We start from the raw sequence: 22,914 nt of genomic DNA on the forward strand, positions 1-22,914 counted from the left end.
CATGGCTTCCGCATCCTCCGACTCCGCGTCCTCGCACCACGAGCAGGAGGCAGCGCAGCAGCCGCGTCGCCGCCCCACGCCGCTGGACGCCGTGGCCGAGGAGTACTTCCGCTCCAAGCTGCGGCTGAATCCCGCGTGGGCCATCGAGCTGGGCGCCCCCGACCACGGCTGGGGCTACCGCGACGTGAGCCCCGAGGGCCTGTCGGCGGAGTTCGACGTCACCCGCGCGGCGGCCGCCGCACTGGCGCGCACCGAACCCGTCGACGACGTCGACCGCGTGACCGCCCACGCCTTGGACTCGCAGCTGAGCCTGGAGACCCGCCTGCACGAGGCCGGGCTGGACGGATCGCGCATCAACAACATCTCCTCCCCCGTGCAGAAGATCCGCGAGGCCTTCGACAACCTGCCCAAGTACACGGAGCAGGACTGGGAGGTCATCGAGCATCAGCTGCGCTGCGTGCCCGAGGCTGTGGACTCCGCGATCGTCGCAGCACGCCATCAGCAGGCCCACGGGCCGGTCACCGCCGCGGCACAGCTGGCCAACGCCGCTTCGCTGGCCGACGGCTATGCCTCCGCGAACGGGTCCTTCATGAACCTGTCCCGCTCCTCCCGGGTGACCCAGCTGCCCCCCGAGCTTCGACGCAGCGTCTACTCGGGCGTCGATCGGGCCCGTCAGGCCTACGTGCGCTTCGCCGACGAGCTGCGCGAGCTGAGCCGCGAGGCGCCCGAGGAGATGGCGGTCGGACTCGAGGAGTACCGGCTGCGCCTGCGGCAGTTCACGGGACTGAGCCCCGATCTGGCCCAGACCTACGAGTGGGGCATCGACCTGCTGCAGCGCATCGTGGCCGAGATGAGCGCGACCGCCGAGCGGATCCTCCCGGACCACGCCGGCGACGACCGGATCCAGGCGGCCATGGACGCCCTGGACGAGGATCCCCACCGCCAGCTGCACGGCCGCCACCAGCTGCTGACCTGGATGCAGGGCGTGAGCACCCACGCCATGGACGCCCTGTCCGGAAGCCACTTCGAGATCAGCGACGAGATGCGCCGTCTCGAGTGCCGGATCGCACCCACCTCCGACGGCGGCATCTACTACACGCCGCCCTCGGCCGACTTCCGCCGTCCCGGGCGGATGTGGTGGTCGGTGCCGGAGGGCAAGGAGGTGTTCCGCACCTGGGGCGAGCGCACGACCGTCTACCACGAGGGCGTCCCCGGGCATCATCTGCAGTTCTCGCACGTGGTCGCCCACGCGCAGGAGCTCAACCTGTGGCGCCGGCTCGGACTGTGGGTCTCCGGGCACGGCGAGGGCTGGGCGCTGTACGCGGAGCGCCTGATGTCCGAGCTGGGGTTCTTCGAGGACGACGGCGACCGCATGGGCATGCTCAATGCTCAGCGGATGCGCGCGGCCCGCGTCGTCTTCGACATCGGCTTCCACTGCGGGTTCAGGATCCCGGGGCGCCTCGGCGACATCCTGGGCGGAGCCGAGCCGGGCCGGGCCTGGACGCCGGAAGACGGCTGGGCGTTCCTGCGCCGCAACATCGTGATGGACCCGGACAGCCTGCGCTTCGAGTGGATGCGCTACATGGGCTGGCCGGGTCAGGCGCCGTCGTACTCGCTGGGGATGGAGGCCTGGGAGCGCTCGCGCCACCATGCGGCCGCCCAGGCCGGTGCGGACTTCGATCTCGCCCGCTTCCACTCCCGCGCCCTGGGCATCGGCTCCGTGGGTCTGGACACCCTGGACTACGCGCTGAGCCTGTAGGCCGTACCCCGTCGCGCCGACGTGCCTCCGTGCACGGATAGCGCGACGTCGCGCACGCAGGCACGGCAGATGAGGCGCGAGGTCAACGCACCGCGCGGAGCTGGTGTTCCCCTGGGAGTCGGTGGGGAACATCACCGGGATTTCGCGTAACAGACTGTCATATTCCCTCGCGCGACTTGCATCGAGCGTCCTAGCCTTTCACGCATGTCCACCTCGTCCTCCGCGGCAGAGTCCCGCACCGCCAGCGCGCCCGAGCACGACGGATCCCGTCGTCGTCTCCCCGCCCTCCTGTCCAACTTCTCCTTCCAGGTCATCGCGGCCCTGGTCCTGGGTCTGATCCTGGGCCTGATCGCCCGAGCCATCGGCGGCGATCCCGAGACCTCGCCGAACGCCCTGATGTCGGTGCTCGACATCATCGGCAGCACCTACGTCACGATCCTCAAGGCGGCCGTGGTGCCGCTGGTGGTCACGGCCGTGATCGCCTCGATCGCCAACCTGGATCAGGTCACCAACGCCGCCCGCCTGGCGTGGAAGACCCTGCTGTGGTTCTGCATCACCGCGCTGATCTCCGTGGTGATCGGCATGGTCCTGGGCGTCGTCGTCCAGCCCGGGTCGAACCAGTCGATCGAGGCTCCCACCGAGCCCTACTCCGGCACCGAGGGCTCCTGGCTGGGCTTCCTGCAGTCGATCGTGCCGGTGAACTTCCTGGGCCTGGGCGTGGACGCCGAGCTCACCGACTCCGGAGCGATCGACGCCGCCGCCAGCTTCAACATCCTGCAGATCCTGGTGATCTCCATGGTCGTGGGCATCGCCGCGCTGAAGGTCGGCGAGCCGGCCAAGCCCTTCCTGGACGTCATCCGCTCGCTGCTGGCGATCGTGCAGAAGGTGCTGTGGTGGATCATCCGCCTGGCTCCGATCGGCACGCTGGGCCTGATCGGACGCGCCGTCTTCGAGTACGGCTGGACCTCCATGGGCTCGCTGGCCGTGTTCGTCGTGACCCTCTACGTGGGCCTGGCCCTCGTGCTGTTCGGCGTCTACCCGCTGCTCATGCGCCTGAACGGGCTGAGCATCCGGCAGTGGCTCTCCGGCGCCTGGCCCGCCATCCAGATGGGCTTCGTCTCGCGCTCATCGCTGGGCACCATGCCGCTGACGCAGCGCGTGAGCGAGCGCAACCTGGGAGTGCCCTCCAGCTACGCGTCGTTCGCGATCCCGCTGGGCGCCACCACCAAGATGGACGGCTGCGCGGCGGTCTACCCCGCACTGGCGGCGATCTTCGTGGCGCAGTTCTACGACGTCCCCCTGGAGCCCATCCACTTCGTGCTGATCGCGCTGGTCTCCGTGCTGGGCTCGGCGGCCACCGCCGGGACCACGGGCGCGACGGTCATGCTGACCCTGACGCTGTCCACCCTGGGCCTTCCGCTGGCCGGAGTGGGTCTGCTGCTGGCGATCGAGCCGATCATCGACATGGGCCGCACCGCCACCAACGTGGCAGGTCAGACGGTCGTGGCCGCGATCGTCGCCAAGCGCGAGGGCATTCTGGACCGCGGGCTCTACGACGCCCCCCGCAGCGGCGGCGACCCGTTCGTCGAGGAGACGACCTCCTCGCAGCAGGCCGTCGCAGCCTCGGGCCAGCCCGGCGATGCCGAGGCCCGCGTCCCCGACGAGGAGGCCTCCGCACACCGGGCCACCGCCCCCGATTCGGCCGCGGCACACGGCTCCGGTCGGGCCTCGCGGGCCTGACTCCCCTTCCGGGACTCGCCGAGGCTCACCGCTTCCGGGAACCCCCTGCCGGACGACGACGGCGGGCATCTCCTTCTGCAGGAGATGCCCGCCGTCGTCGCATGTCCACGCTCGTCGAGATCCCGCTTCCGTGCACGCGTGGCGCCGAGATCTCGCTTCCATGCGCTGAATCGCGGAATCCGCGCACGGAAGCGGGATCTCGGAGAGGTCGGTGCATTTCAGCGCGATCTCGGCGCAGGGAGCTGGGCAGGTCAGTCCGCCGAGCGCCGTGCACCGCAGATCTGACGCCGGCTCCGCCTCGTGACCAGGCCCGCTCCCGTCACAGCCAGGCAACTGACTCCGAACCTGCGTCATGCCCTGGCGACCCGTCGGCTCGGGATCTACAGTGTAGAAATGTGCTGCAGATCACATTGGCGATGCCTCGTCGTCGCGCAGCCCACCGCGAGAGTCGAAGGAGCCTCCCATGACGGTCTACGCCCACCCCGGACAGCCCGATGCCAAGGTCGAGTTCAAGTCCCGCTACGAGCACTTCATCGGCGGGAAGTGGACCCCGCCGGTCAAGGGCCAGTACTTCGAGGACATCACCCCGGTGACCGGCAAGGCCTTCGCGGAGGTCGGCCGCGGCACCGCTGAGGACATCGAGGCCGCGCTCGACGCCGCCTGGGCCGCCGCCCCGTCCTGGAACGCCTCCACCCCGACCCAGCGCGCTCTGATGCTCAACCGCATCGCGGACCGCATGGAGGAGAACCTCGAGAAGATCGCCGTGGCGGAGACCTGGGACAACGGCAAGCCGGTGCGCGAGTGCCTCAACGCCGACATCCCGCTGGCCATCGACCACTTCCGCTACTTCGCCGGCGCGATCCGGGCGCAGGAGGGCTCGCTGTCCCAGCTCGACGAGGACACGGTCGCCTACCACTTCCATGAGCCGCTGGGCGTCGTGGGCCAGATCATCCCCTGGAACTTCCCCATCCTCATGGGCGTGTGGAAGCTGGCTCCGGCCCTGGCCGCCGGCAACTGCGTGGTCCTCAAGCCCGCCGAGCAGACCCCGGTCTCGCTGCTGGTCGTGATGGAGCTGATCCAGGACCTCGTGCCGGACGGCGTCATCAACATCGTCAACGGCTTCGGCGTGGAGTGCGGCAAGCCGCTGGCGTCGAACCCGCGGATCCGCAAGATCGCGTTCACCGGAGAGACCACCACCGGCCGGCTGATCATGCAGTACGCCTCCGAGAACATCATCCCGGTGACCCTGGAGCTGGGCGGCAAGTCGCCGAACATCTTCTTCGAGGACATCGCCCAGGAGAAGGACGGGTTCTACGACAAGGCCCTGGAGGGCTTCGCGTTCTTCGGGCTGAATCAGGGCGAGGTCTGCACCTGCCCGTCGCGCGCGCTCGTGCAGAAGTCCATCTACGACGACTTCGTGGCCGCCGGCGTGGAGCGGGTCCAGAAGATGGTGCAAGGCGACCCGCTGGACACCGACACCATGGTGGGAGCGCAGGCCTCGACCGATCAGCTCGAGAAGATCGTCTCCTACCTGGACATCGGCAAGAAGGAGGGCGCTGAGGTGCTCACCGGAGGCGAGCGCCTGGAGCTGCCCGGCGACCTGGCCGGCGGTTACTACGTGAAGCCCACGATCTTCGCCGGCACCAACGACATGCGGATCTTCCAGGAGGAGATCTTCGGGCCGGTGCTGTCGCTGACGTCGTTCCAGGACTACGACGACGCCATCTCGATCGCCAACGACACCCTCTACGGGCTGGGCGCCGGCGTCTGGGCGCGCAGCGCCAACACCTGCTACCGCGCAGGCCGGGCCATCCAGGCCGGTCGCGTGTGGGTGAACCAGTACCACAACTACCCGGCGCACTCGGCCTTCGGCGGGTACAAATCCTCGGGCATCGGGCGGGAGAACCACCTGATGATGCTGGATCACTATCAGCAGACCAAGAACATGCTGGTCTCGTACTCCGAGAAGGCGCAGGGCTTCTTCTGATGGGCGCGCAGGACGAGCCGGACGTCGCCCTGCAGGCACGACCCGGACCGGAGGACGACGTCGCGCGCGTGGGCTACACCCAGGCCGCAGTCGAGCTGCTGCGGGAGCTGTGGGCGGTCCACGGCCCGCTGATGCTCCACCAGTCCGGCGGGTGCTGCGACGGCTCCGCTCCCATGTGCTTCCCGGTCGGCGAGTTCCGCACGGGAGACGCGGACGTCCTGCTGGGCACCGCAACGCTCGACGACCCCTCCGGGGAGGAGCTCGGCGAGCTGGAGCTGTGGATCTCGCGCGAGCAGTTCGGGGCGTGGAAGCACACTCGGCTGCTCATCGACGCGGTGCCCGGGCGCGGCTCCGGGTTCTCGCTCGAGGCGCCGCTGGGCCGGCGCTTCCTCACCCGAAGCGACCTCTGCGCGGTCTGAGGGGCTGCGCAGCCCCAGGGCGGCGTCGGATCGACGGTTCCGTGGACCTGATGAACCGATCCGGTGCACGGAAGCGTCGACCCGACGGTCGCCCTCCCCCGTCACCCACACCAAGACCGATACCAAGAAGACGACCGCGGGCATCGAGACCTGCGAAAGCCGCGGCGGCGCCGTCGTCGCACATGAGAGGGCTCCGAGACCGATGGGCGGCCTGGGGCCAGCACCGAGAGGATCTGAAGGATCATGACGGATTCCACCACCGAGAAGATGTCCGCTGCGGTCGTGACCGCCTTCGGCGAGGACCTCGAGATCGAGGACCTGCCCCTGCCCGAGCCGGGGCGCGACCAGGCCCTCGTACGGCTGATCGCCTCCGGCGTCTGCCACACGGACCTGCACGCCGCGCACGGCGACTGGCCCGTCAAGCCCGAGCCGCCCTTCGTCCCGGGCCACGAGGGCGTGGGCGAGGTCGTCGCCGTCGGCGAGGGCGTCACCCGCGTGTCCGTCGGCGACCTCGTGGGCAATGCCTGGCTGTGGAGCGCGTGCGGGGAATGCCAGCACTGCCAGGAGGGCTGGGAGACGCTGTGCGAGAACCAGGTCAACGGCGGCTACAGCATGAACGGCTCCTTCGGGCAGTACATGCTCGTGGACGCCCGCTACTGCCCGCTGATCCCGGAGGGAGCCGATCCCTTCGAGATCGCCCCGGTGCTGTGCGCCGGTGTCACGGTCTACAAGGGGCTCAAGGTGACGGGGGTGCGCCCCGGCCAGTGGGTCGTGATCTCCGGAGTCGGCGGCCTGGGCCATATCGCCGTGCAGTACGCGGTGGCCATGGGCATGCGCGTGATCGCGGTCGACGTCGCCGATGACAAGCTCGCCCTCGCCGAGCGCCACGGCGCCGAGATCACCATCAACGCCATGGGCCCGGACCCCGCCGAGGCCATCCAGGAGGCCGTCGGCGGAGCTCACGGAGTCCTGGTGACGGCGGTGCACCCGGATGCCTTCGGCCAGGCCATCGGCATGGTCCGCCGCGGCGGGACCATCGTGTTCAACGGCCTGCCGCCAGGCGACTTCCCGGCCCCGATCTTCGACATCGTGCTCAAGGGGCTGACCATCCGCGGCTCGATCGTCGGCACCCGCAGGGACATGGAGGAGGCCCTGGAGTTCTACTCCCGCGGTCTGATCCACCCGACGTTCAGCAAGCGCCCGCTGAACGAGATCAACGAGGTCCTGGACGAGATGGACCACGGGAAGATCGAGGGCCGCGTGGTGCTCGAGTACTGAGTCGGCATCCGTTCACCGCAGACTCCCCGACGACGCCTCCGCGCCTCGATCCTCCCCGGGCCGGCACGGGGGCGTCGTCGTGCCTGGGCGACGTCGCCCGGAACCGTCGTGCTGTCGCGTCCGAGTTCCTATGCTTGCTGATGAACGACCCTCAAGGAGGCAGCCGTGAGCCCGACCAGCAGTTCCGACAAGCCCGCCGAGCGCGAGGAGATCCCCTCCACGCTCGAGCGCTCCGATCAGAAGGCGCAGGACACCTACGCCGCAGCCCTCGAGAACGCGCGCGAGGAGTACGGCTCCGGAGCCCGCGCGCACCAGACCGCCTGGGCTGCGGTGAAGCGCACCCATGAGAAGGTCGGCGACCACTGGGAGCCCAAGGACGAGAACGGCCCGTCGGACGAGCGCTCCGAGCACGGCGGGCGCACCGGCGGCGAGTCTGCAGGCGGCGTGGATGCCAACGCCACGAAGGACCACCTCTACGAGGTCGCCCAGCGCCTGGAGATCGAGGGCCGGTCGGAGATGACCAAGGACGATCTCATCGAGGCCATCCGGAAGGCGAACGACCGCAAGACCGCCCAGGCCCGCGAAGACTGAATCCCGGTCGCCGGGTCAGGGCATCACGGGACCCGCAGCGTCCACTCGTCGGTGCCGAACTTCTCGTCCACGAGCTCCTTCGCACGGGCGAGCTCCTGGTCGGTGTAGTCGCCCTCGTGCGAGCGGTAGTGCGACAGGAAGTAGGAGCGGAAGGACTCGATGATGTCCGCCCGCGCCATGCCGGTCTGGCTGCGCATGGGGTCCACGCGCTTCTTGGCGGACTTGATCCCCTTGTCGGAGAGCTTCTCGCGCCCGATGCGCAGGACCTGCAGCATCTTGTCGGCGTCGATGTCGTAGCTCATGGTCACGTGGTGCAGCAGGGTGCCGTCAGCGAACCGGCGCTGGGCCGCCCCGCCGATCTTGCCCTGCGGGGTGGCGATGTCGTTGAGCGGGACGTAGTGCGCCTCCACGCCGATCTCCTGCAGCGCCCCGAGCACCCACTCGTCCAGGAAGGCGTAGGCACGCTCGTTGCTCAGGCCCTCGACCAGGCTGGCGGGCACGATCAGCGAGTAGGTGACGCAGTTGCCGGGCTCCATGAACATGGCGCCGCCTCCGGTGATGCGCCGAGTGACGCCCACCTCCAGCTCACGAGCCGCCTCGGAATCGATCTCGTTGCGCACCGACTGATACGAGCCGATGACCACCAGGGCGTCGTTCCAGTCCCAGAAGCGCAGCACCGGACCGCGACGGCCGGCGGCGAGCTCCTCCGACAAGACCTGATCCAGCGCCACGTGCTCGGCCGGCGGCAGGGTCTTCATGCCGATGACCTCGATGTCGAGATCGTCCCAGGACACCGCCGCGCCCACCGCGCGCCGGGCGGCGATCCCCACGGCCTCGGTCGTGAAGCCGATCAGCTCGACGCCGCCGTCGCGCCGGTCCAGCGCCGCCTGGATCGCCGCGGCGATCTCGGCCACCGACGACGACGCGGTCAGCCCGTTCAGCGCATCGGTGAGGTCCTCGAGGGCGTCGTCGGGCTCCAGGAAGAAGTCGCCCGAGACCACGGCGTCGCGGAAGACCGCGTCGTCTCCGTCGCCGTCGACCTCCAGATCGACCACGACGAGCTTCCCGCCGCGGACCTTGTACTCACCGTGCATGACTGAACCTGCCTCTCCGAGCCCGCTCGAGTCTCCGGGCCCTCGACGTGTGCTGCCAGCCTGGCCCAGGGAGGTCTTCCTCGCCAGGGATCTTCGCCACCCGCCGAACTGACGCCTCCCTGCAGGATCCGTGCCGAGTCGACGCCCACCCGCGCCATTCGGGCCAATCGGCGCAGGGAAGCGTGAGTTCGGCGGGAATCGTGCAGGGAAGCGTGAGTTCGGCATCGGCGATGCGGGTCGACCGCGACCGCTCACGCCGACGCACGGGAAAGCACCTTCCCAGAGCCTCCTACAGTGGGGACCATGACCGACCCGATCCTGCTGCTGGCCTCCACCTCGCCGTCGCGCGCCAAGCTGCTGCGCGATTCCGGCATCGTCTTCGACCAGCTCGGCTCCGAGGTGGACGAGGACGCCGTCGTGTCCGAGGCCGGACTCACCGAGCCGTCGGAGATCGCGCTGGCTCTGGCGCGCGCCAAGTGCGAGGCCGTCGCCGCTCTCCCCCAGGCGGCCGGGCGGCTGGTCATCGGCTGCGACTCGGTCTTCGAGCTCGACGGCCAGCCCCTGGGCAAGCCGTACACCGCAACGGTCGCCCGCGAGCGCATCGGGCAGATGCGGGGACGCACAGGGCACCTGCACACCGGTCACTGGCTGATCGACACCCGCAGCCCCGACGACGGCGGCACCGGGCTCAGCGAAGGCGCCCTGGCCGGGGCGGATGTGACCTTCGCGGCGATGACCGACGACGAGATCGCCGCCTACGTGGACACCGAGGAGCCCCTGTGGGTGGCCGGATCCTTCACCCTGGACGGGTACGGCGCGGCCTTCATCGAGCGCGTCGACGGGGATCTGCACGCGGTGATCGGGCTGTCGATCAACACCCTGCGGCAGCTGGCTGGACGAGCCGGCGTCCCGGTGCGGCGGCTGTGGGGGCGCGAGGCCTGAGCCGCGGCACGGCCGACGATCGCACCAAGCGCACCGCTGCGTCGAGGGCACGGCCGCGAGCGCTCCAGCCCCTGCATCGGACCGGCTCCCGGGAGGCGGTCGTCGTGGTCTGCCCACGGCTAGACTCTCCTGATGACCTCCTCCCGCGGCGCTTCGGAACAGCCGCCCGACCCGCATGCCGGTGCACGGACCGACGGCATCCGCGAGCAGCTGCGCCTCGGCTGGCTGACGGGTCTGCCTGCCGGGGCGGCGGTGATCCCCGTGGGGCTGGCCTTCGGCGTGCTGGTCATCCAGTACGGCCTGCCCTGGTGGGTCGCGCCGCTGCTGTCTGGAATCGTGTTCGCCGGCTCGATAGAGTTCCTGCTCGCCGGGCTGCTGGCCGCAGGAGCCCCGCTGGTCCAGATCGCGCTGACCGCGCTGATCGTCAACTTCCGCCACGCGTTCTACGCGCTGACATTCCCCCTGCACCGCATCCGCAGCATCCCCGGGAAGACCTACGGCACCTTCGCCCTGACCGATGAGGCCTTCGCCCTCACCTCCGGTCGCGAAGCGCAGCGCTGGTCCGGCACGCGCATCCTGACGCTGGAGGGGACCTTCCAGCTGTTCTGGGTCGCGAGCTCGACCGCCGGCGCTCTGCTGGGCTCGCTGATCCCGCCGTGGATCAAGGGGCTGGACTTCGCGATGACGGCGCTGTTCGTCGTCCTGGCGATCGACGCCTACAAGGCCCGCCGGTCCCTCCCCCAGCCTGTGATCGCGGTGGGCATCGGGCTGGTCAGCGCCGCGCTGTTCGGTGCGAACATGCTGGCCCCTGCCATGGGCGCCTACGTCCTCGTGCTGATCATCGGCTACCTCATCAGCCGTGCTCGCGGGCGGGAGCTGCCGCGCACGGGCGAGCTGGACGTGGTCGATCCCGACGACGGCACGACGGCCGGGCAGGAGCCGCGAGATGTCTGAGCCGAGCTACATCCTGGCCGCCGTGGGCGTGGCCGCGGGCATCACCTGGGCCCTGCGGGCGCTGCCGTTCGCCGTGCTGGCCCCGCTGCAGGAGTCCCGGCTGCTGCCCTACATCGGCGACCGGCTGGGCGTGGGGGTGATGATCATCCTGGTGATCTACACCCTCGAGGACCTGGACCTGGTCTCGCCGAGCGTCTCCGTCCCGGCGGCGATCGCGCTGGCGGTGACCATCGGACTGCACCTATGGCGCGGGAACATGATCCTGTCCCTGCTGGTCGGCACGGTCACCCACGTGGTGCTGGCGTCACTGTGGCAGGCCTGAGGCCGGCCCGGCTCACCACAGCTGCCCCACACCGCGCACCAGCAGGATCACGCCGACGATCCCCAGCCCCCAGGCCGCGGCATCCGGTGCGGTGCGCACCGCCAGCTCCCGCACCGACGACACCCCACGGCTCACCCGCTCCCCCAGGGCCAGTCGTCCCAGCGCGAGCAGTGCCGCCGGCAGCACCATGACCGCGCAGTACAGCCCCAGCACGATCCCCGAGGCCACCGGCCCCAGGTCGTAGCGCCCGATCCCAGCCATCGCCGCGAGATACGGGATCATGGTGGCGGCCTCGACCAGCCCGGCCGCCATGGCCAGCAGGCCCACTCCGCGCCAGCTTCCGGCCACGCGATCGGCCCGGTCGATCCACCGCCTCATGGAGGCCTGGGGGTCGCCCCCGCGCTTGCGCACCTGCTCCGGATCCAGCCACCAGCTCAGCCACGCCAGTCCTGCGCCGAGCACCACCAGGACCAGCGCCCCGGGGCGCTGCTCGAGCAGCTGTCCGAGCGGAGCCAGCGCCGCCTGGAGCCCCGCCAGCAGGACGAGTCCCAGCATCCAGTAGAAGACGGCGATGACCGCCAGATAGGCCAGCACCCGCAGCGCGATCCCCCGCGCGCTGACGCCTCGCGATCTGCCGCTCATCAGCAGCAGGACCGCTGGCAGGGCCAGGGTCCCCATGCTGGTGGCATCCAGCAGGGCCAGCCCGGTGAGCAGCATCTGGTCGCCGCTGCTGATCGCCGTGAGCTCTCGCATCGCATCCATGGCAACCAGCCTCGCGAGCACGGCCGTGTGCGGGCATCGGCCGTCGGGGGCATCTTCCACGCGGGGCGCCTGGACTTTCGGGGGAGATCTCACCACGACATCCCTGCGGCGCGCGGCGCTCGTATAGCGTGAGCGCCATGACCACCGCCGAGCCCCGCACCGCGGAGTGGCTCGAGCCAGGAGCTGAGCCGCCGCCCGAGCATCAGACAGCCGCAAGGAGCACGTCCCGGCCTGCGGGCCTGGCTGTGCGTCGACGCGACGTCGCGGTCGCCTGCGCGTATGCACTGCTCGCCGTCCTGGCGCAGCTTCTGCTGCCTTTCGAACCCGCCACCCGCGTGCTCGGCATGCCCGTGCCCGGCTGGACGGGGCTCGCACTCCAGCTCACGGCGGCCGCCGCTCTGGTCCTGCGCACGACCAGAGCATGGGTCGTCCTGCTGGTCACCGCCCCGGCTGCAGCCGCGTCGGTCGGCCTCGACGCCGGCCCTGTCTCCGCCCTGCTGCTCTTCGAAGCGATCTTCACCGCTGTCCGCTACGGCTCACGTCGCCTCCATCGACTCACGTGCATCCTGTGCCTGGGCGCGACGGCCGCAGCTCTTCTGGCCGCACTGGCCCTGCCCGAGCACCGTGAGCTGTGGACGCAGCTGGCCGTGATGGCCGGCGTCGTGCTGATCCTGCCGCTGCTGTGGGCCGGAGAGGTCCGCGGTCATCAGGAGGCCCGAGCCCAGGCCGAGCGGGCGGCGGAGGCGGAGCGGGAGACGGCCGCTCGTCAGCTGGAGCTCGAGCAAGCGCGCGCCGCGCTGCGCCTCCAGGAGCAGCGCACGCACCTGGCCCAGGAGCTGCACGACGGGGTGACCGGGCACCTATCGGCCGTCGCCCTGCAGACCGGCGCGCTGCGATCGAGCTCGGCCCTGCGCCAGGACCCCGCGGCGCTGGAGCGCTCCCTCGAGGTCGTGCGCACCAGCGCAGTGGAGGCCATGGCCGACATGCGGCGGCTCATCGACGTCCTGCGCACGGATGAGCCCGCCGATGACGACAGCGCTTCCTGGGATGGGCTCAGCGCTCGGCTGCGCGCCCTGCGACCGGAGGCCACGATCGTCGTCCATCCCGCAGCAGCGGCACGACTCGACGCCGCCGGGCTCAGCGGGCAGGCGCTGCGCATCGGCCAGGAGGCGGTCACGAACGTGCTCAAGCACGCCGGACCGGGCCCTGCGTCGCTCCTGCTGACGGACGACGACGGCCGCGTCGTGCTGGAGATCCGCTCGCCCCTGGCCGACCATGCCGTGGCCGACGACGGCTCCGGGATCGGCCTGCCCTCGATGCTCCGACGCGCTCGGGAGACCGGCGGGAAGCTGGAAGCCGGTCCGGTCGACGAGCGGACCTGGCACGTGCGCGCGTGCTGGGACGCGCACACGCTCGCATCGGGATCGTCGGAGATGGCGGCCGGACCGACGGAGCCTCACCGTCGTGCAGAGGAGCCCGTCCGGTGACCACCGTCGTCCTGGCCGATGACCACGCCGCCATCCGCGCCGGTGTCCGCCTGATCCTGGAGACCGCGCAGCCGCCGATCCGCGTGGTGGGCGAGGCGAGCACGGCGCAGGATGCGCTCGAGCTCGCTGCGCGCGCCCGCCCGGATGTCGTGCTGCTCGACGTCCGCATGCCCGGGGCGAGCGGGCTCACCGTGATCGAGGCCCTGCGCGGCACGGGCGCTGCGATCGTCATGCTGACGTCTTTCGCCCTGGACGACTACGTGCTGGCCGCCCTGCGTGCAGGGGCCGCCGGCTTCCTGGTCAAGACGGCCGAGCCGTCCGAGATCGCCGCCGCAGTGCAGCGCGTGGCGGCAGGCGATGCGGCGCTGTCGCCGGAGGTGATGCGCACCGTGATCGACAGGGCCATCGCCCAGCCGGACGGATCAAGGCAGGCGGAAGATCCGCAGCTTGCGGGGCCTCCCGGGCACACGCAGGCCACGAGCGCACCGATCTCGGCGCAGGCGTCGTCGGTTCGGACGGCAGCGTCTGAGCAGCGGGCTGCCCCGCCGGCGTCGGGCGCATCGGGCTTCACCGAACCGCTGACCGGACGCGAGCGGGAGGTCCTGCGTCTGCTGGCCCAGGGGCTGAGCAATCAGCAGATCGCCGCGCGGCTCGTCGTGGCGGAGTCGACCGTCAAGACCCACGTCTCGCACGTGCTCGCCAAGCTGGGGGCCGCCTCGCGGGTGCAGGCCGCGCTGTGGTGGGGCCGTCACGGCGAAGGATGACGCCCCCGCGACCGTCCCTTGTTGTGCGAACGGCACAGCCCCGCTGACGCAGTCTGATGACCCGCCCGAGCCGTGCAGAGCGCGATCTCGGTGCCGTCGGCCCGTCGTCGGCGTGCCGCACTCCCACCGGACCGCCCACGTCAGAGCCCGCACGCACAGGAGACGTCCTGCCCCGGAAGCCGCCCCTGGCTACACTCGAGGCCATCTCATGTGCGCATGCCGCACGGGCTGAAGGAGCCAGCCTCGGCACCGCCAGCTTTGTCGATCCCCTACATCTCGATCCGCGGGCAGATGTGATCGAATGAGCGTCTGATCCGCCCCCTGCCCAGGGGAACGCCGTACCTGCGCGCGAGCCGCGTCTTTTACAGGAGAGCAACCACAGTGACCGCACAGAAGGCCCCCGAGACCGGCACCTCCGCCGCGCGCAGACCCGTCACCAAGGTGCTGATCGCCAATCGCGGCGAGATCGCCGTGCGCGTGATCCGTGCCGCCCAGGACGAGGGGCTGACCTCGGTCGCCGTGTACGCCGATCCCGATCGCGACGCCCTGCACGTGCGCATGGCCGATGAGGCCTATGGCCTGGGCGGCACCACCGCCGCGGACTCCTACCTGGTGATCGACAAGATCCTCGACGCCGCCGCGCGCTCCGGCGCCGATGCCGTCCACCCCGGCTACGGCTTCCTGTCCGAGAACGCGGACTTCGCCGCGGCCGTGATCAATGCCGGGCTGACCTGGATCGGTCCGCCCCCGCACGCGATCTCGTCCCTGGGCGACAAGGTCGCCGCCCGCCGCATCGCCGAGGCCGTCGACGCCCCGCGCGTGCCCGGCACGACCGACCCGGTCGACAGCGCCGAGGAGGTCGTGGCCTTCGCCGACGAGCACGGGCTGCCCGTGGCGATCAAGGCGGCCTTCGGCGGCGGCGGCCGCGGCATCAAGGTCGCCCGCACCCGCGAGGAGATCCCGGAGCTCTACGAGTCCGCGGTGCGCGAGGCCGTCGCCGCGTTCGGTCGCGGCGAGTGCTTCGTCGAGCGCTTCCTGGACGCCCCGCGCCACGTCGAGACCCAGTGCCTGGCCGATACCCACGGCAACGTGGTCGTGGTCTCCACCCGCGACTGCTCGCTGCAGCGGCGCAACCAGAAGCTCGTGGAGGAGGCGCCGGCGCCCTTCCTCACGGAGGAGCAGAACGAGCGTCTCTACTCCTCGTCCAAGGCGATCCTGCGCGAGGCCGGCTACCAGGGCGCGGGCACCTGCGAGTTCCTGGTCGGCCAGGACGGCGTCATCTCCTTCCTGGAGGTCAACACCCGCCTGCAGGTCGAGCACCCGGTCTCCGAGGAGGTCACCGGGATCGACCTGGTCCGCGAGCAGTTCCGGATCGCCCGCGGCGAGGCCCTGGGCTACGACGACCCCGTCGTGCGCGGCCACTCCATCGAGTTCCGCCTCAACGGCGAGGACCCGGGACGCGGCTTCATGCCGGCTCCGGGCACGCTGTCCACGCTGCGCTTCCCGTCCGGGCCCGGCGTGCGCGTGGACTCCGGCGTGGTCGAGGGCGAGACGGTCTCCGGCAGCTTCGACTCCATGATCGCCAAGCTCATCGTCACCGGCGCCGACCGCGACCAGGCGCTGGCCCGGTCCCGCCGCGCGCTGGCCGAGCTGGAGATCGAGGGCATGGCCACCGTCGTGCCGTTCGACCGCGCGATCGTCTCGGACCCGGCGTTCGCCCCGGCCGACGGGCAGCCGTTCGCCGTGCACACCCGCTGGATCGAGACCGAGTTCGTCAACGATCTCGAGCCGTTCGCCGGTGCCCCGGGCTCGGGCAGCGAGGCCGAGGAGCGCCAGACGGTCGTCGTGGAGGTCTCCGGCAAGCGCCTGGAGGTCGTCCTGCCGGCCACCGTGCTGGGCTCCGGCAAGCCCGCCGCAGCACCGGCGGCCAAGAACCGGCGCGAGCGCGGCCGCGGTGCCGCCAAGGCCTCCGGCGACGACCTGACCTCGCCCATGCAGGGCACCGTGGTCAAGCTCGCGGTGAAGAACGGCGCCAAGGTGTCCGAGGGCGACACGGTCGTGGTCATCGAGGCCATGAAGATGGAGCAGCCGCTCAAGGCGCACAAGGACGGCACGGTCTCCGGGCTCGACGTCTCCCCCGGCGACACCGTCTCCGCCGGCACGACCCTGGCCACCATCCGCTGAGCCGCCGGCCCGCCTGGGCCGCCTCGTGAAGGGGCCGGATCGACGCTTCCCTGCGCCGATCCGGCCCCTGGCCCCGATTCGGGACCGAGTCGACGGCATCAGGACCGAGCAGGTGCAGCGCTGAGTCGTCCCTGTGGATGGGCGCCCCGGCCCCGGTTCCGCCCCTAGCCTGCCGCGCCTGCATGATCATCGCGCCCGCGCTCGCTTCTCTCGCCCCGAGCTGCGCACCGCCGCCGCCTGGAGCCGCAGCCCCCGCAGCCTCGCCGGCGACCCGAGCTTCGAACGAGTCACCCGCAGCCTCTGGGCCAGGCTGCCACCCGCTGCGCGTTCACGGACGACGACGGCCGCGGACCAGCTCGTCTCCGTGGGCGAAGGTGAACCACAGCCCATCCTGAGGGTCTGGGAGCGAGCCGCGCTGCGGCAGCTGCACTACGCGGACAGCCTTCTCGTCTCCCACCTGAGTGCTGCGCAGCTGTGGGGCGGCCACTGAGCCCCTCACCCGCGCCCTGGACGCACGGATCACTGGGCGAGGAGTCCCGTTTCCGAGCGCTGGAATCCCGGCCGCAGCTGTCCTGCGTGGAGCAACGGCAGCACGAGCACAGCGGGGCGATGCTCCTCCACAAGAGCCTCGGGCTGCGTTCGGTGCTGCTGAGGCTGCTCGTCGTGCGCACTGGATTCGCTGAGCCATCCATGAACCTGCCGGTCATCGTGCGGGATGGGCCGCGGTTCGTGCTGGACCTGGCCTGGCGCGAGCAGCGCACGGCGCTCGAGTACAACGCCTGTGACTTCGTCTGCTGAATGGCGGGGTTCTTCGGTCGCTTCGTGGCGGGGTCAGGTGACACCGATGACCAGGTTGCTCTGTGCGGCTTCGATGACGTCGTTGGTGATGGTGTCGAGTTCGTTGATCTTCAGGACCCGCTGGATCTGGGGGAAGAGGCGTTCGAGGAGCCGGAAGTTGCCGCGGGTGATCCGTGCGATGGCTGCGATGGCTTGGGCGTCGGTGAAGTCGTCGGGGTCGAGGGTCTTGCCGAGGGATCGCCAGTGTCGCTCGAGGACGAACAGCAGTTCGTCTTGTCCCAGGGGCCGGTACTGGTGGGCGAAGCCGACTCGGCTGTAGAACTGGGGGTAGTGGCTGAACTGCTTCTCCAGGCCGGGCATGCCGATCAGGATCAGGGCGATGTCGTCGCGGTCATAGCGATCGCGCAGCAGTTCCAGAGCGGCGGGACGCAGTCGTTCGGCCTCGTCGACGATGATCAGCTCCACGTAGTTCCTGCCGTGTCGCCATCCCCAGGCCTCGGCAGTGGGCGTGCCGGGAGGTACGAGGTGCTGCTCGATGCACATGTTGGTGCGGGTGATGGCTTGGGTCAGCTCGTCCTTCAGGGTCCGCGGGGTGGTCAGCACGCTGGGGGTGTAGAGCACGGTGCGGCTCCGGTTCAAGGCGGCGTAGATCTTGGCGTCGTTGTCGGAGCGCGGCCCCCAGTAGGTCAGCAGGTCATGAGCCTTCTCGTAGTGTGCGTAGCGGCGCGCGGAGAGTGTCTTTCCTACGCCGGCTGATCCGAAGCACAAACCGATGGTGTGCCCGCGGCGCACGGCCTGGTCGTGGTGCTCTTGGTTGACGGCCTTGCAGACGAATTCGTCGTGATCGAAGACGCGGATCTCGGTGATGTCGCGGGGGTCGTAGCGGATCACGACCGAGCGTCCGACGTAGCCGGCCAGAGTTGGCGAGACGTAGCGCAGGCCCTGGAAGCGGATGCCATCGCGGCGCACGACGCGGGTCTTGGCGACGGTCAACAGCAGTCTGTCGAGGTCTTCCAGGCTCTCGGGCATTCGGGGCAGCCAGCCATCGGCGATCCACGCGCTGCGCGGGGAGGTTCCGAGCTCGCTGTGCGTGCGGTCGTTGTAGGTGGCCACGAACGCCTCCAGGGCGCTATCGAGGGCGGCCAGGGACAGTTTCGGTGTCGGCCAGGGGTGCCCTTCGGTGATGTGTCCGGGCAGGGTGGCGAGTAGCTCGGTGTTGATGGTGCCGGAGAACCGCTCGATCTTGCCCCGTCCCTGGGGTCGGGCGACGGTGGAGTGGATCAGTCGGATGTGGAGGTCGACGGCGGTGTGGGCGAGCTGGTCACTGGTGAAGTCGCTGCCGTGGTCGACGTAGAGCACGTCGGGCAGGCCGCACATCGGCCAGGCCGGGTCGGTCTTGTGCCAGATCGCTTGGCGCAGCGCCAGGGCGGTGTTCATCGCCGACGGTGCGCCCAGGAAGACTGTGTAGCCGCAGACCGCCCGGGAGCAGTCGTCGATGATCGTTGTCAGCCATGGCCGTGCGGGCTTGCCGTCGGTGCCCACCACCAGGATGTCGAGCATGGTGTGATCGGATTGCCACATCGCGTTGGGCAGCTCTGCTTGCCGGCGTAGCACCAGCTCGTGCTTGTCGCGGTAGGACGCTGCGCCCTCCAGGGCGAGGGTGACCATGCCGGGATCCAGGGTCCGCACGATGTCCCACACCACCGAGTAGGAGGGGACCGGCCACCTCCGGGCGGCGCAGATGCCCGTGACTTTGCGATGGATCGTGGCGATGGCCGGCCGCGGCTTGCCCAGTGCCAGGCCCTCGATCAGGTCGACGAGGTCGGGCGGAAGGCGGCGGGAGCCGGCGTCCGCCCGTGAGGCCGTCTCCAGTCCGGCGTAGCCGTCGGCGCGGTAGCGGGCGTGCCAGCGCTCCAGGGTCCGCAGCCCTACATCGGTCTCGCGAGCTAAGCGCGCGAGGGGCACCTGGTCCTCGACGTGGAGCCTGAGGATTCGCCACCGCGCTCGAGCGTCCACGACGCACCTACTGCAAGGCGTTCTCGCGCCCGCGCTCGGCGCGCTGAAGGGCGCGGTAGACCGTGGAGCGGCCCACGCTGAACAGCTCGGCCAGCTCGCCCACGGTGTGCTCGTCGGCAGCATGTAGCTGGACGAGGTGAGCTTCTTGCCGGGTGGTGAGTTTCGGTGACTTCCCGCGCAGCCGGCCCTTGGCCTTGGCGACCTTCATCCCCTCGCGGGTGCGGGCACGGATGAGGTCGGCTTCGAACTCGGCGACCATCGCCAGCACGTTGAACAACAGTTTCCCCATCGGGTCGGTCGGGTCGTACACCGATCCGGCGATGCTCAGCTTCACTTCCCGCGCCGCGAGGTCGTCGGCGATCTGGTGGGCATCACGGACTGAACGCGCCAGCCGATCGAGCTTGGTGACCACGAACGTATCGCCGTCCCGACAGGCAGCCAGCGCCTGCCGCAGGCCCTCACGGTCGGCGTTGCGGCCCGTGATCGCCGTAGATGCGCTTGGGATCGACGCCGAACTCCGCGAGTCCGTTACGCTGCGCGGTCAAGTCCTGCTCGTCGGTGGAGACTCGGGCATAGCCGACCTTCAAGGGGGACATGCTCCCCAGTGTGTCATATAGCCTCCCTTCACCGGACAGTTCACCGGACGGGTCTTACGGGACAGCCCGCCAGGCGTGCCGTCTTTCCTCTCGATAAGTAGCGGTGGTGTCCGGTGAGGGTTCCCCTTACGGGCATGCGATCTGGGCTGACGCCTGTGACCGAGTGTTCAGTGCGCGCTGTATAGTTCAGTCCATGCTGACTATTGCTTCGCGTCTCGACGTGATGAACCGCCTGGGTCGTGCACTGGCCGACCCCACTCGATCCCGGATCATCTTGACCCTGCTCGACCATCCCGCTTACCCGGCGGAACTGGCCCGAGATCTGGACCTGACACGCCCGAACGTGTCCAACCACCTGGCATGCCTGCGCGATTGCGGGATCGTCGTCTCCGAGCCCGAGGGTCGTCGGACACGATATGAGATCGCCGATTCGCACCTGGCGCAGGCGCTGACGGCACTGGTCGATGCCACCCTGGCAGTGGACGAAGACGCCCCGTGCATCGATCCCGCCTGCTCGCTTCCCGGATGCGACGCAGCTGGGGAGGGCGCATGATCCTCACCTCGGTCTTGCAGGCGATGGGCCTGTTCGCAGCGACCAACATCGACGACATCATCGTGCTCTCCCTCTTCTTCGCGCGAGGGGCAGGCCAGCGCGGCACTACCGCCCGCATTCTGGCCGGCCAGTACCTCGGATTCGCCGGCATCCTCGGTGCCGCGGTCCTGGTGACCATCGGTGCCGGAGCATTCCTGCCCTCGGCAGCCATCCCGTACTTCGGTCTCATCCCTCTGGGCCTCGGCCTCTGGGCCGCATGGCAGACCTGGCGCAGAGACGATGACGACGAGGCCAAGGTTGCCGGCAAGAAGGTCGGCGTGTGGACAGTCGCAGGCGTCACCCTTGCCAACGGCGGCGACAACATCGGCGTCTACACCCCTGTCTTCCTCAGCGTGGAACCTCTCGCAGTAGTCGCCTACTGCATCGTCTTCCTCGCGCTCGTCGCGGTCCTGGTGGCCCTGGCAAAGTTCGTCGCCACCCGCCCCCCGATCGCCGAAGTGCTCGAACGCTGGGAGCACATCCTCTTCCCCATCGTTCTCATCGGCCTCGGCATCGTGATCCTCGTCAGCGGCGGAGCCTTCGGACTCTGACGTAGCGGCAGCGATCCGAACGGCCCCGACCGGGCGCACCCCTCTCGGTTCAGACCGCGACACCTACCTGCAGCCAGTCCTGCGTGATCGCGGCAACAAGACCGCCACGGAGCGCTGCAAAAACCCCGCCACCAAGCGAACGAAGCCACAACAACGCCCGCGTCCATGACGAGGACCGGAAGACCTACGGCGATGAGCAGCACCGGCTGCACCTCCTAGCCGATGCCGGCTGGGACGTCCGCACGGTGGTCGCCGCCGACCTCAAGGATCCGCAGCGCACGGCCGCCTTGCTGTACTGGCTGCGCACGCACCTCGCCTGATCAGCCCTCCTCGCAAGCCCGCGAGCCTGTGCCCTGCGCCTGCATCGGGGGTCGAGATCCCGTTTCCGTGCATCCGCGCCGCCGAGATCCCGCGCAAATGCGGCAGATCGCCGAATCCGCGCACGGAAGCGGGATCTCGACCAGACTGCTGCACGGAAACGGGATTTCGGGCGCGCGCGGTGCGGAGAAGCGTTGGCTCGGCCCGCGTGCAGGCGTGCGGGGGCGTGGCGGTCAGCAGACGACCACATAGTGAGACCGAATATCACGATACGGTCACGGCTCAGTAGCCTGTCGGGCGTTCCCATCACCTCGTGGAAAGCACCGCCATGTCCTCCTCCGCCGAGCCTGCCGCGCCTTCCGCCGCAGCCGTCGACAGCACGCCCCCGGTCAACCGCAGCAAGGTCGTCCTGGCCTCGCTGATCGGCACGACCATCGAGTTCTACGACTTCTACATCTACGCCACCGCCGCCGTGGCGGTCTTCCCCGTCCTGTTCTTCACGGGCGAGAACGACACCGCCAAGCTGCTGGCCTCCATGGCGACCTTCGGCGCCGCGTTCGTGGCGCGACCCATCGGCTCGGTGCTCTTCGGCCACTTCGGCGACCGCGTGGGGCGCAAGGCCACGCTGATCGGCGCGCTGCTGACCATGGGCATCGCCACGTTCCTGATCGGCCTGCTGCCCACGTTCTACGCGATCGGCATCTGGGCGCCGCTGCTGCTGACGATCCTGCGCTTCTGCCAGGGCCTGGGCCTGGGCGGCGAGTGGTCGGGCGCTGCCCTGCTGGCCACGGAGTACGCCGAGGAGGGCAAGCGCGGCCGCGCGGCCATGTGGCCCCAGCTCGGTGCGCCGTTCGGATTCATCCTGGCCAACGGCTTCATGCTGCTGCTGACCATGGCCATGGGCTTCACCTCCGGCGCGGTCGACGGCCTGGACCACGGCTTCCTGGCCTGGGGCTGGCGCATCCCGTTCCTGGCCTCGATCGTCATGGTGGCCATCGGCCTGTACGTGCGCTTCGCGATCGCGGAGACCCCGGTCTTCCAGCAGGCGCTGGACGCCAAGCAGGATGTGAAGTCCCCGCTGGGCGAGGTCTTCCGCACCTCCTGGCTGCAGATGATCCAGGGCACCTTCATCATGCTGGCCACCTACGTGCTCTTCTACCTGATGACCGCGTGGATCCTCTCCTACGGCATCGGCTCCCCCGACGCCGGCATGCTCGGCATCCCCTACCGCTCGTTCCTGGTGATCCAGCTGATCGCGGTCCTGCTCTTCGCCGGCATGGTCCCGGTCTCCGGCTGGCTGGCGGACCGCTTCGGGCGCCGCTCCTCGCTGCTGGTGATCACGGCCGCCATCGTGGGCTTCGGGCTGATCTTCGGCTGGTTCATCGCCCCGGAGAACCTCGGCACCGGCACGGAGATCAACATCATCCGCCTGCTGTGCTTCCTGGCGCTGGGCATGGCGCTGATGGGTCTCACCTTCGGCTCCATGTCGGCGGTGCTGCCGGAGCTGTTCCCCACGAACGTGCGCTACACGGGCTCGGGCATCGCCTACAACGTGGCCTCGATCCTGGGCGCTGCGCTGACCCCGTTCGTGGCGGTGTGGCTGACCTCCCGCTTCGGCGTCTCGGCGGTGGGTATGTACCTCTCGCTCGCCGCGGTCATCACGTTCATCGCCCTGTGGTGCTCCCCGGAGACCAAGGACGTGGACATGCGCTCCGTCGGGACCCGCTGAATCCGCCGCCGGCACGACGGGGGCCCTGGAG

20 protein-coding genes and 2 pseudogenes are annotated in these 22,914 nt (G+C 69.8%); 17 read left to right on the forward strand and 5 right to left on the reverse strand.

The window, feature by feature from the left end:
- Position 1 precedes the first annotated feature (1 nt).
- The 6 genes from OVA15_RS06835 to OVA15_RS06860 all read left to right on the forward strand — a co-directional run bounded on the left by OVA15_RS06835 (position 2) and on the right by OVA15_RS06860 (position 7,774).
- Positions 2-1,759 carry a DUF885 domain-containing protein gene (locus tag OVA15_RS06835; RefSeq protein WP_053447708.1) on the forward strand — a complete coding sequence of 586 codons (1,758 nt, stop codon included), beginning with the start codon at positions 2-4 and terminating at the stop codon, positions 1,757-1,759.
- Between the two features lie 204 nt (positions 1,760-1,963).
- On the forward strand, positions 1,964-3,499 hold the full coding sequence (locus OVA15_RS06840; protein WP_268143942.1) for a dicarboxylate/amino acid:cation symporter: 1,536 nt from the start codon (positions 1,964-1,966) through the stop codon (positions 3,497-3,499).
- A 463-nt stretch (positions 3,500-3,962) separates the two neighbouring features.
- Positions 3,963-5,486, forward strand: a complete 1,524-nt coding sequence (exaC, locus tag OVA15_RS06845; RefSeq protein WP_268143943.1) for an acetaldehyde dehydrogenase ExaC — start codon at positions 3,963-3,965, stop codon at positions 5,484-5,486.
- Positions 5,486-5,905: a DUF779 domain-containing protein gene (locus OVA15_RS06850; RefSeq protein ID WP_268143944.1), complete on the forward strand. Its 420-nt coding sequence runs from the start codon at positions 5,486-5,488 to the stop codon at positions 5,903-5,905. The genes exaC and OVA15_RS06850 overlap by 1 nt, the downstream gene beginning before the upstream one ends.
- 243 nt (positions 5,906-6,148) lie before the next feature.
- Positions 6,149-7,183 carry an alcohol dehydrogenase AdhP gene (gene adhP, locus OVA15_RS06855; protein ID WP_082803362.1) on the forward strand — a complete coding sequence of 345 codons (1,035 nt, stop codon included), beginning with the start codon at positions 6,149-6,151 and terminating at the stop codon, positions 7,181-7,183.
- A 165-nt stretch (positions 7,184-7,348) separates the two neighbouring features.
- Positions 7,349-7,774: a ChaB family protein gene (locus tag OVA15_RS06860; protein WP_268143947.1), complete on the forward strand. Its 426-nt coding sequence runs from the start codon at positions 7,349-7,351 to the stop codon at positions 7,772-7,774.
- Positions 7,775-7,797: 23 nt separating this feature from the next.
- Here OVA15_RS06860 and OVA15_RS06865 read toward each other — a convergent pair whose 3' ends face one another.
- Entirely contained in the window at positions 7,798-8,868 is a 1,071-nt protein-coding gene (locus tag OVA15_RS06865; RefSeq protein ID WP_053447713.1) for a lipoate--protein ligase family protein, read from the reverse strand.
- 303 nt (positions 8,869-9,171) lie between these two features.
- Between OVA15_RS06865 and OVA15_RS06870 the strand changes: the two genes are divergently transcribed.
- From OVA15_RS06870 to OVA15_RS06880, 3 genes are all read left to right on the forward strand, one after another.
- The gene (locus tag OVA15_RS06870; RefSeq protein ID WP_268143950.1) at positions 9,172-9,810 is read left to right on the forward strand and encodes a Maf family protein; all 639 of its coding nucleotides are present in this window, start codon (positions 9,172-9,174) and stop codon (positions 9,808-9,810) included.
- Between the two features lie 132 nt (positions 9,811-9,942).
- Positions 9,943-10,764 carry an AzlC family ABC transporter permease gene (locus OVA15_RS06875; RefSeq protein WP_061711383.1) on the forward strand — a complete coding sequence of 274 codons (822 nt, stop codon included), beginning with the start codon at positions 9,943-9,945 and terminating at the stop codon, positions 10,762-10,764.
- Positions 10,757-11,086, forward strand: a complete 330-nt coding sequence (locus OVA15_RS06880; protein WP_053447716.1) for a branched-chain amino acid transporter permease — start codon at positions 10,757-10,759, stop codon at positions 11,084-11,086. Before OVA15_RS06875 ends, OVA15_RS06880 begins: the two co-directional genes overlap by 8 nt.
- 12 nt (positions 11,087-11,098) lie before the next feature.
- Here OVA15_RS06880 and OVA15_RS06885 read toward each other — a convergent pair whose 3' ends face one another.
- On the reverse strand, positions 11,099-11,848 hold the full coding sequence (locus tag OVA15_RS06885) for a GAP family protein (RefSeq protein WP_259871018.1): 750 nt from the start codon (positions 11,846-11,848) through the stop codon (positions 11,099-11,101).
- 137 nt (positions 11,849-11,985) lie between these two features.
- Between OVA15_RS06885 and OVA15_RS06890 the strand changes: the two genes are divergently transcribed.
- The 4 genes from OVA15_RS06890 (at position 11,986) to OVA15_RS06905 (ending at position 17,081) form a co-directional block, all read left to right on the forward strand.
- The gene (locus tag OVA15_RS06890; protein ID WP_268143954.1) at positions 11,986-13,335 is read left to right on the forward strand and encodes a sensor histidine kinase; all 1,350 of its coding nucleotides are present in this window, start codon (positions 11,986-11,988) and stop codon (positions 13,333-13,335) included.
- Positions 13,332-14,099 carry a response regulator gene (locus tag OVA15_RS06895; RefSeq protein ID WP_268143956.1) on the forward strand — a complete coding sequence of 256 codons (768 nt, stop codon included), beginning with the start codon at positions 13,332-13,334 and terminating at the stop codon, positions 14,097-14,099. Before OVA15_RS06890 ends, OVA15_RS06895 begins: the two co-directional genes overlap by 4 nt.
- 381 nt (positions 14,100-14,480) lie before the next feature.
- The gene (locus OVA15_RS06900; RefSeq protein WP_204782061.1) at positions 14,481-16,283 is read left to right on the forward strand and encodes an acetyl/propionyl/methylcrotonyl-CoA carboxylase subunit alpha; all 1,803 of its coding nucleotides are present in this window, start codon (positions 14,481-14,483) and stop codon (positions 16,281-16,283) included.
- A gap of 609 nt (positions 16,284-16,892) precedes the next feature.
- Entirely contained in the window at positions 16,893-17,081 is a 189-nt protein-coding gene (locus tag OVA15_RS06905; protein ID WP_053447721.1) for a hypothetical protein, read from the forward strand.
- A 33-nt stretch (positions 17,082-17,114) separates the two neighbouring features.
- Here OVA15_RS06905 and OVA15_RS06910 read toward each other — a convergent pair whose 3' ends face one another.
- The 3 genes and pseudogenes from OVA15_RS06910 to OVA15_RS06920 form a co-directional block, all read right to left on the reverse strand.
- A complete protein-coding gene (locus OVA15_RS06910; protein ID WP_197017399.1) occupies positions 17,115-17,873 on the reverse strand; it encodes an AAA family ATPase in 759 nt (252 codons plus the stop codon).
- A 45-nt stretch (positions 17,874-17,918) separates the two neighbouring features.
- Positions 17,919-19,220 (reverse strand): annotated as a pseudogene (locus tag OVA15_RS06915) (Mu transposase C-terminal domain-containing protein); the annotation flags it as partial.
- A pseudogene (locus tag OVA15_RS06920) lies at positions 19,105-19,693 on the reverse strand (recombinase family protein). The pseudogenes OVA15_RS06920 and OVA15_RS06915, both read right to left, overlap by 116 nt.
- Before the next feature lie 193 nt (positions 19,694-19,886).
- Between OVA15_RS06920 and cmtR the strand changes: the two are divergent.
- From cmtR to OVA15_RS06940, 4 genes are all read left to right on the forward strand, one after another.
- Positions 19,887-20,246, forward strand: coding sequence for a Cd(II)/Pb(II)-sensing metalloregulatory transcriptional regulator CmtR (gene cmtR, locus OVA15_RS06925; protein ID WP_006590980.1), 360 nt, complete (start codon positions 19,887-19,889; stop codon positions 20,244-20,246).
- Complete coding sequence (locus tag OVA15_RS06930) at positions 20,243-20,836, forward strand: cadmium resistance transporter (protein WP_204782063.1); 594 nt, start codon at positions 20,243-20,245, stop codon at positions 20,834-20,836. The genes cmtR and OVA15_RS06930 overlap by 4 nt, the downstream gene beginning before the upstream one ends.
- Positions 20,837-20,919: 83 nt before the next feature.
- Positions 20,920-21,156, forward strand: a complete 237-nt coding sequence (locus OVA15_RS06935; RefSeq protein ID WP_155930983.1) for a hypothetical protein — start codon at positions 20,920-20,922, stop codon at positions 21,154-21,156.
- A gap of 326 nt (positions 21,157-21,482) precedes the next feature.
- Positions 21,483-22,883 carry an MFS transporter gene (locus OVA15_RS06940; protein WP_024290065.1) on the forward strand — a complete coding sequence of 467 codons (1,401 nt, stop codon included), beginning with the start codon at positions 21,483-21,485 and terminating at the stop codon, positions 22,881-22,883.
- The last annotated feature ends 31 nt before the right edge of the window (positions 22,884-22,914 follow it).

It is taken from the genome of Kocuria sp. SL71 (assembly GCF_026672465.1).
GTDB lineage: Bacteria > Actinomycetota > Actinomycetes > Actinomycetales > Micrococcaceae > Kocuria > Kocuria palustris.

What these genes read in the sequence shown, in the direction of transcription:
- OVA15_RS06835 (WP_053447708.1), top strand. Translation starts at nt 2, where the DNA reads ATGGCTTCCGCATCCTCCGACTCCGCGTCCTCGCACCACGAGCAGGAG.
- OVA15_RS06840 (WP_268143942.1), top strand. Translation starts at nt 1,964, where the DNA reads ATGTCCACCTCGTCCTCCGCGGCAGAGTCCCGCACCGCCAGCGCGCCC.
- exaC (WP_268143943.1), top strand. Translation starts at nt 3,963, where the DNA reads ATGACGGTCTACGCCCACCCCGGACAGCCCGATGCCAAGGTCGAGTTC.
- OVA15_RS06850 (WP_268143944.1), top strand. Translation starts at nt 5,486, where the DNA reads ATGGGCGCGCAGGACGAGCCGGACGTCGCCCTGCAGGCACGACCCGGA.
- adhP (WP_082803362.1), top strand. Translation starts at nt 6,149, where the DNA reads ATGACGGATTCCACCACCGAGAAGATGTCCGCTGCGGTCGTGACCGCC.
- OVA15_RS06865 (WP_053447713.1), bottom strand. Translation starts at nt 8,868, where the DNA reads ATGCACGGTGAGTACAAGGTCCGCGGCGGGAAGCTCGTCGTGGTCGAT.
- OVA15_RS06870 (WP_268143950.1), top strand. Translation starts at nt 9,172, where the DNA reads ATGACCGACCCGATCCTGCTGCTGGCCTCCACCTCGCCGTCGCGCGCC.
- OVA15_RS06875 (WP_061711383.1), top strand. Translation starts at nt 9,943, where the DNA reads ATGACCTCCTCCCGCGGCGCTTCGGAACAGCCGCCCGACCCGCATGCC.
- OVA15_RS06880 (WP_053447716.1), top strand. Translation starts at nt 10,757, where the DNA reads ATGTCTGAGCCGAGCTACATCCTGGCCGCCGTGGGCGTGGCCGCGGGC.
- OVA15_RS06885 (WP_259871018.1), bottom strand. Translation starts at nt 11,848, where the DNA reads ATGGATGCGATGCGAGAGCTCACGGCGATCAGCAGCGGCGACCAGATG.
- OVA15_RS06890 (WP_268143954.1), top strand. Translation starts at nt 11,986, where the DNA reads ATGACCACCGCCGAGCCCCGCACCGCGGAGTGGCTCGAGCCAGGAGCT.
- OVA15_RS06905 (WP_053447721.1), top strand. Translation starts at nt 16,893, where the DNA reads ATGCTCCTCCACAAGAGCCTCGGGCTGCGTTCGGTGCTGCTGAGGCTG.
- cmtR (WP_006590980.1), top strand. Translation starts at nt 19,887, where the DNA reads ATGCTGACTATTGCTTCGCGTCTCGACGTGATGAACCGCCTGGGTCGT.
- OVA15_RS06930 (WP_204782063.1), top strand. Translation starts at nt 20,243, where the DNA reads ATGATCCTCACCTCGGTCTTGCAGGCGATGGGCCTGTTCGCAGCGACC.
- OVA15_RS06940 (WP_024290065.1), top strand. Translation starts at nt 21,483, where the DNA reads ATGTCCTCCTCCGCCGAGCCTGCCGCGCCTTCCGCCGCAGCCGTCGAC.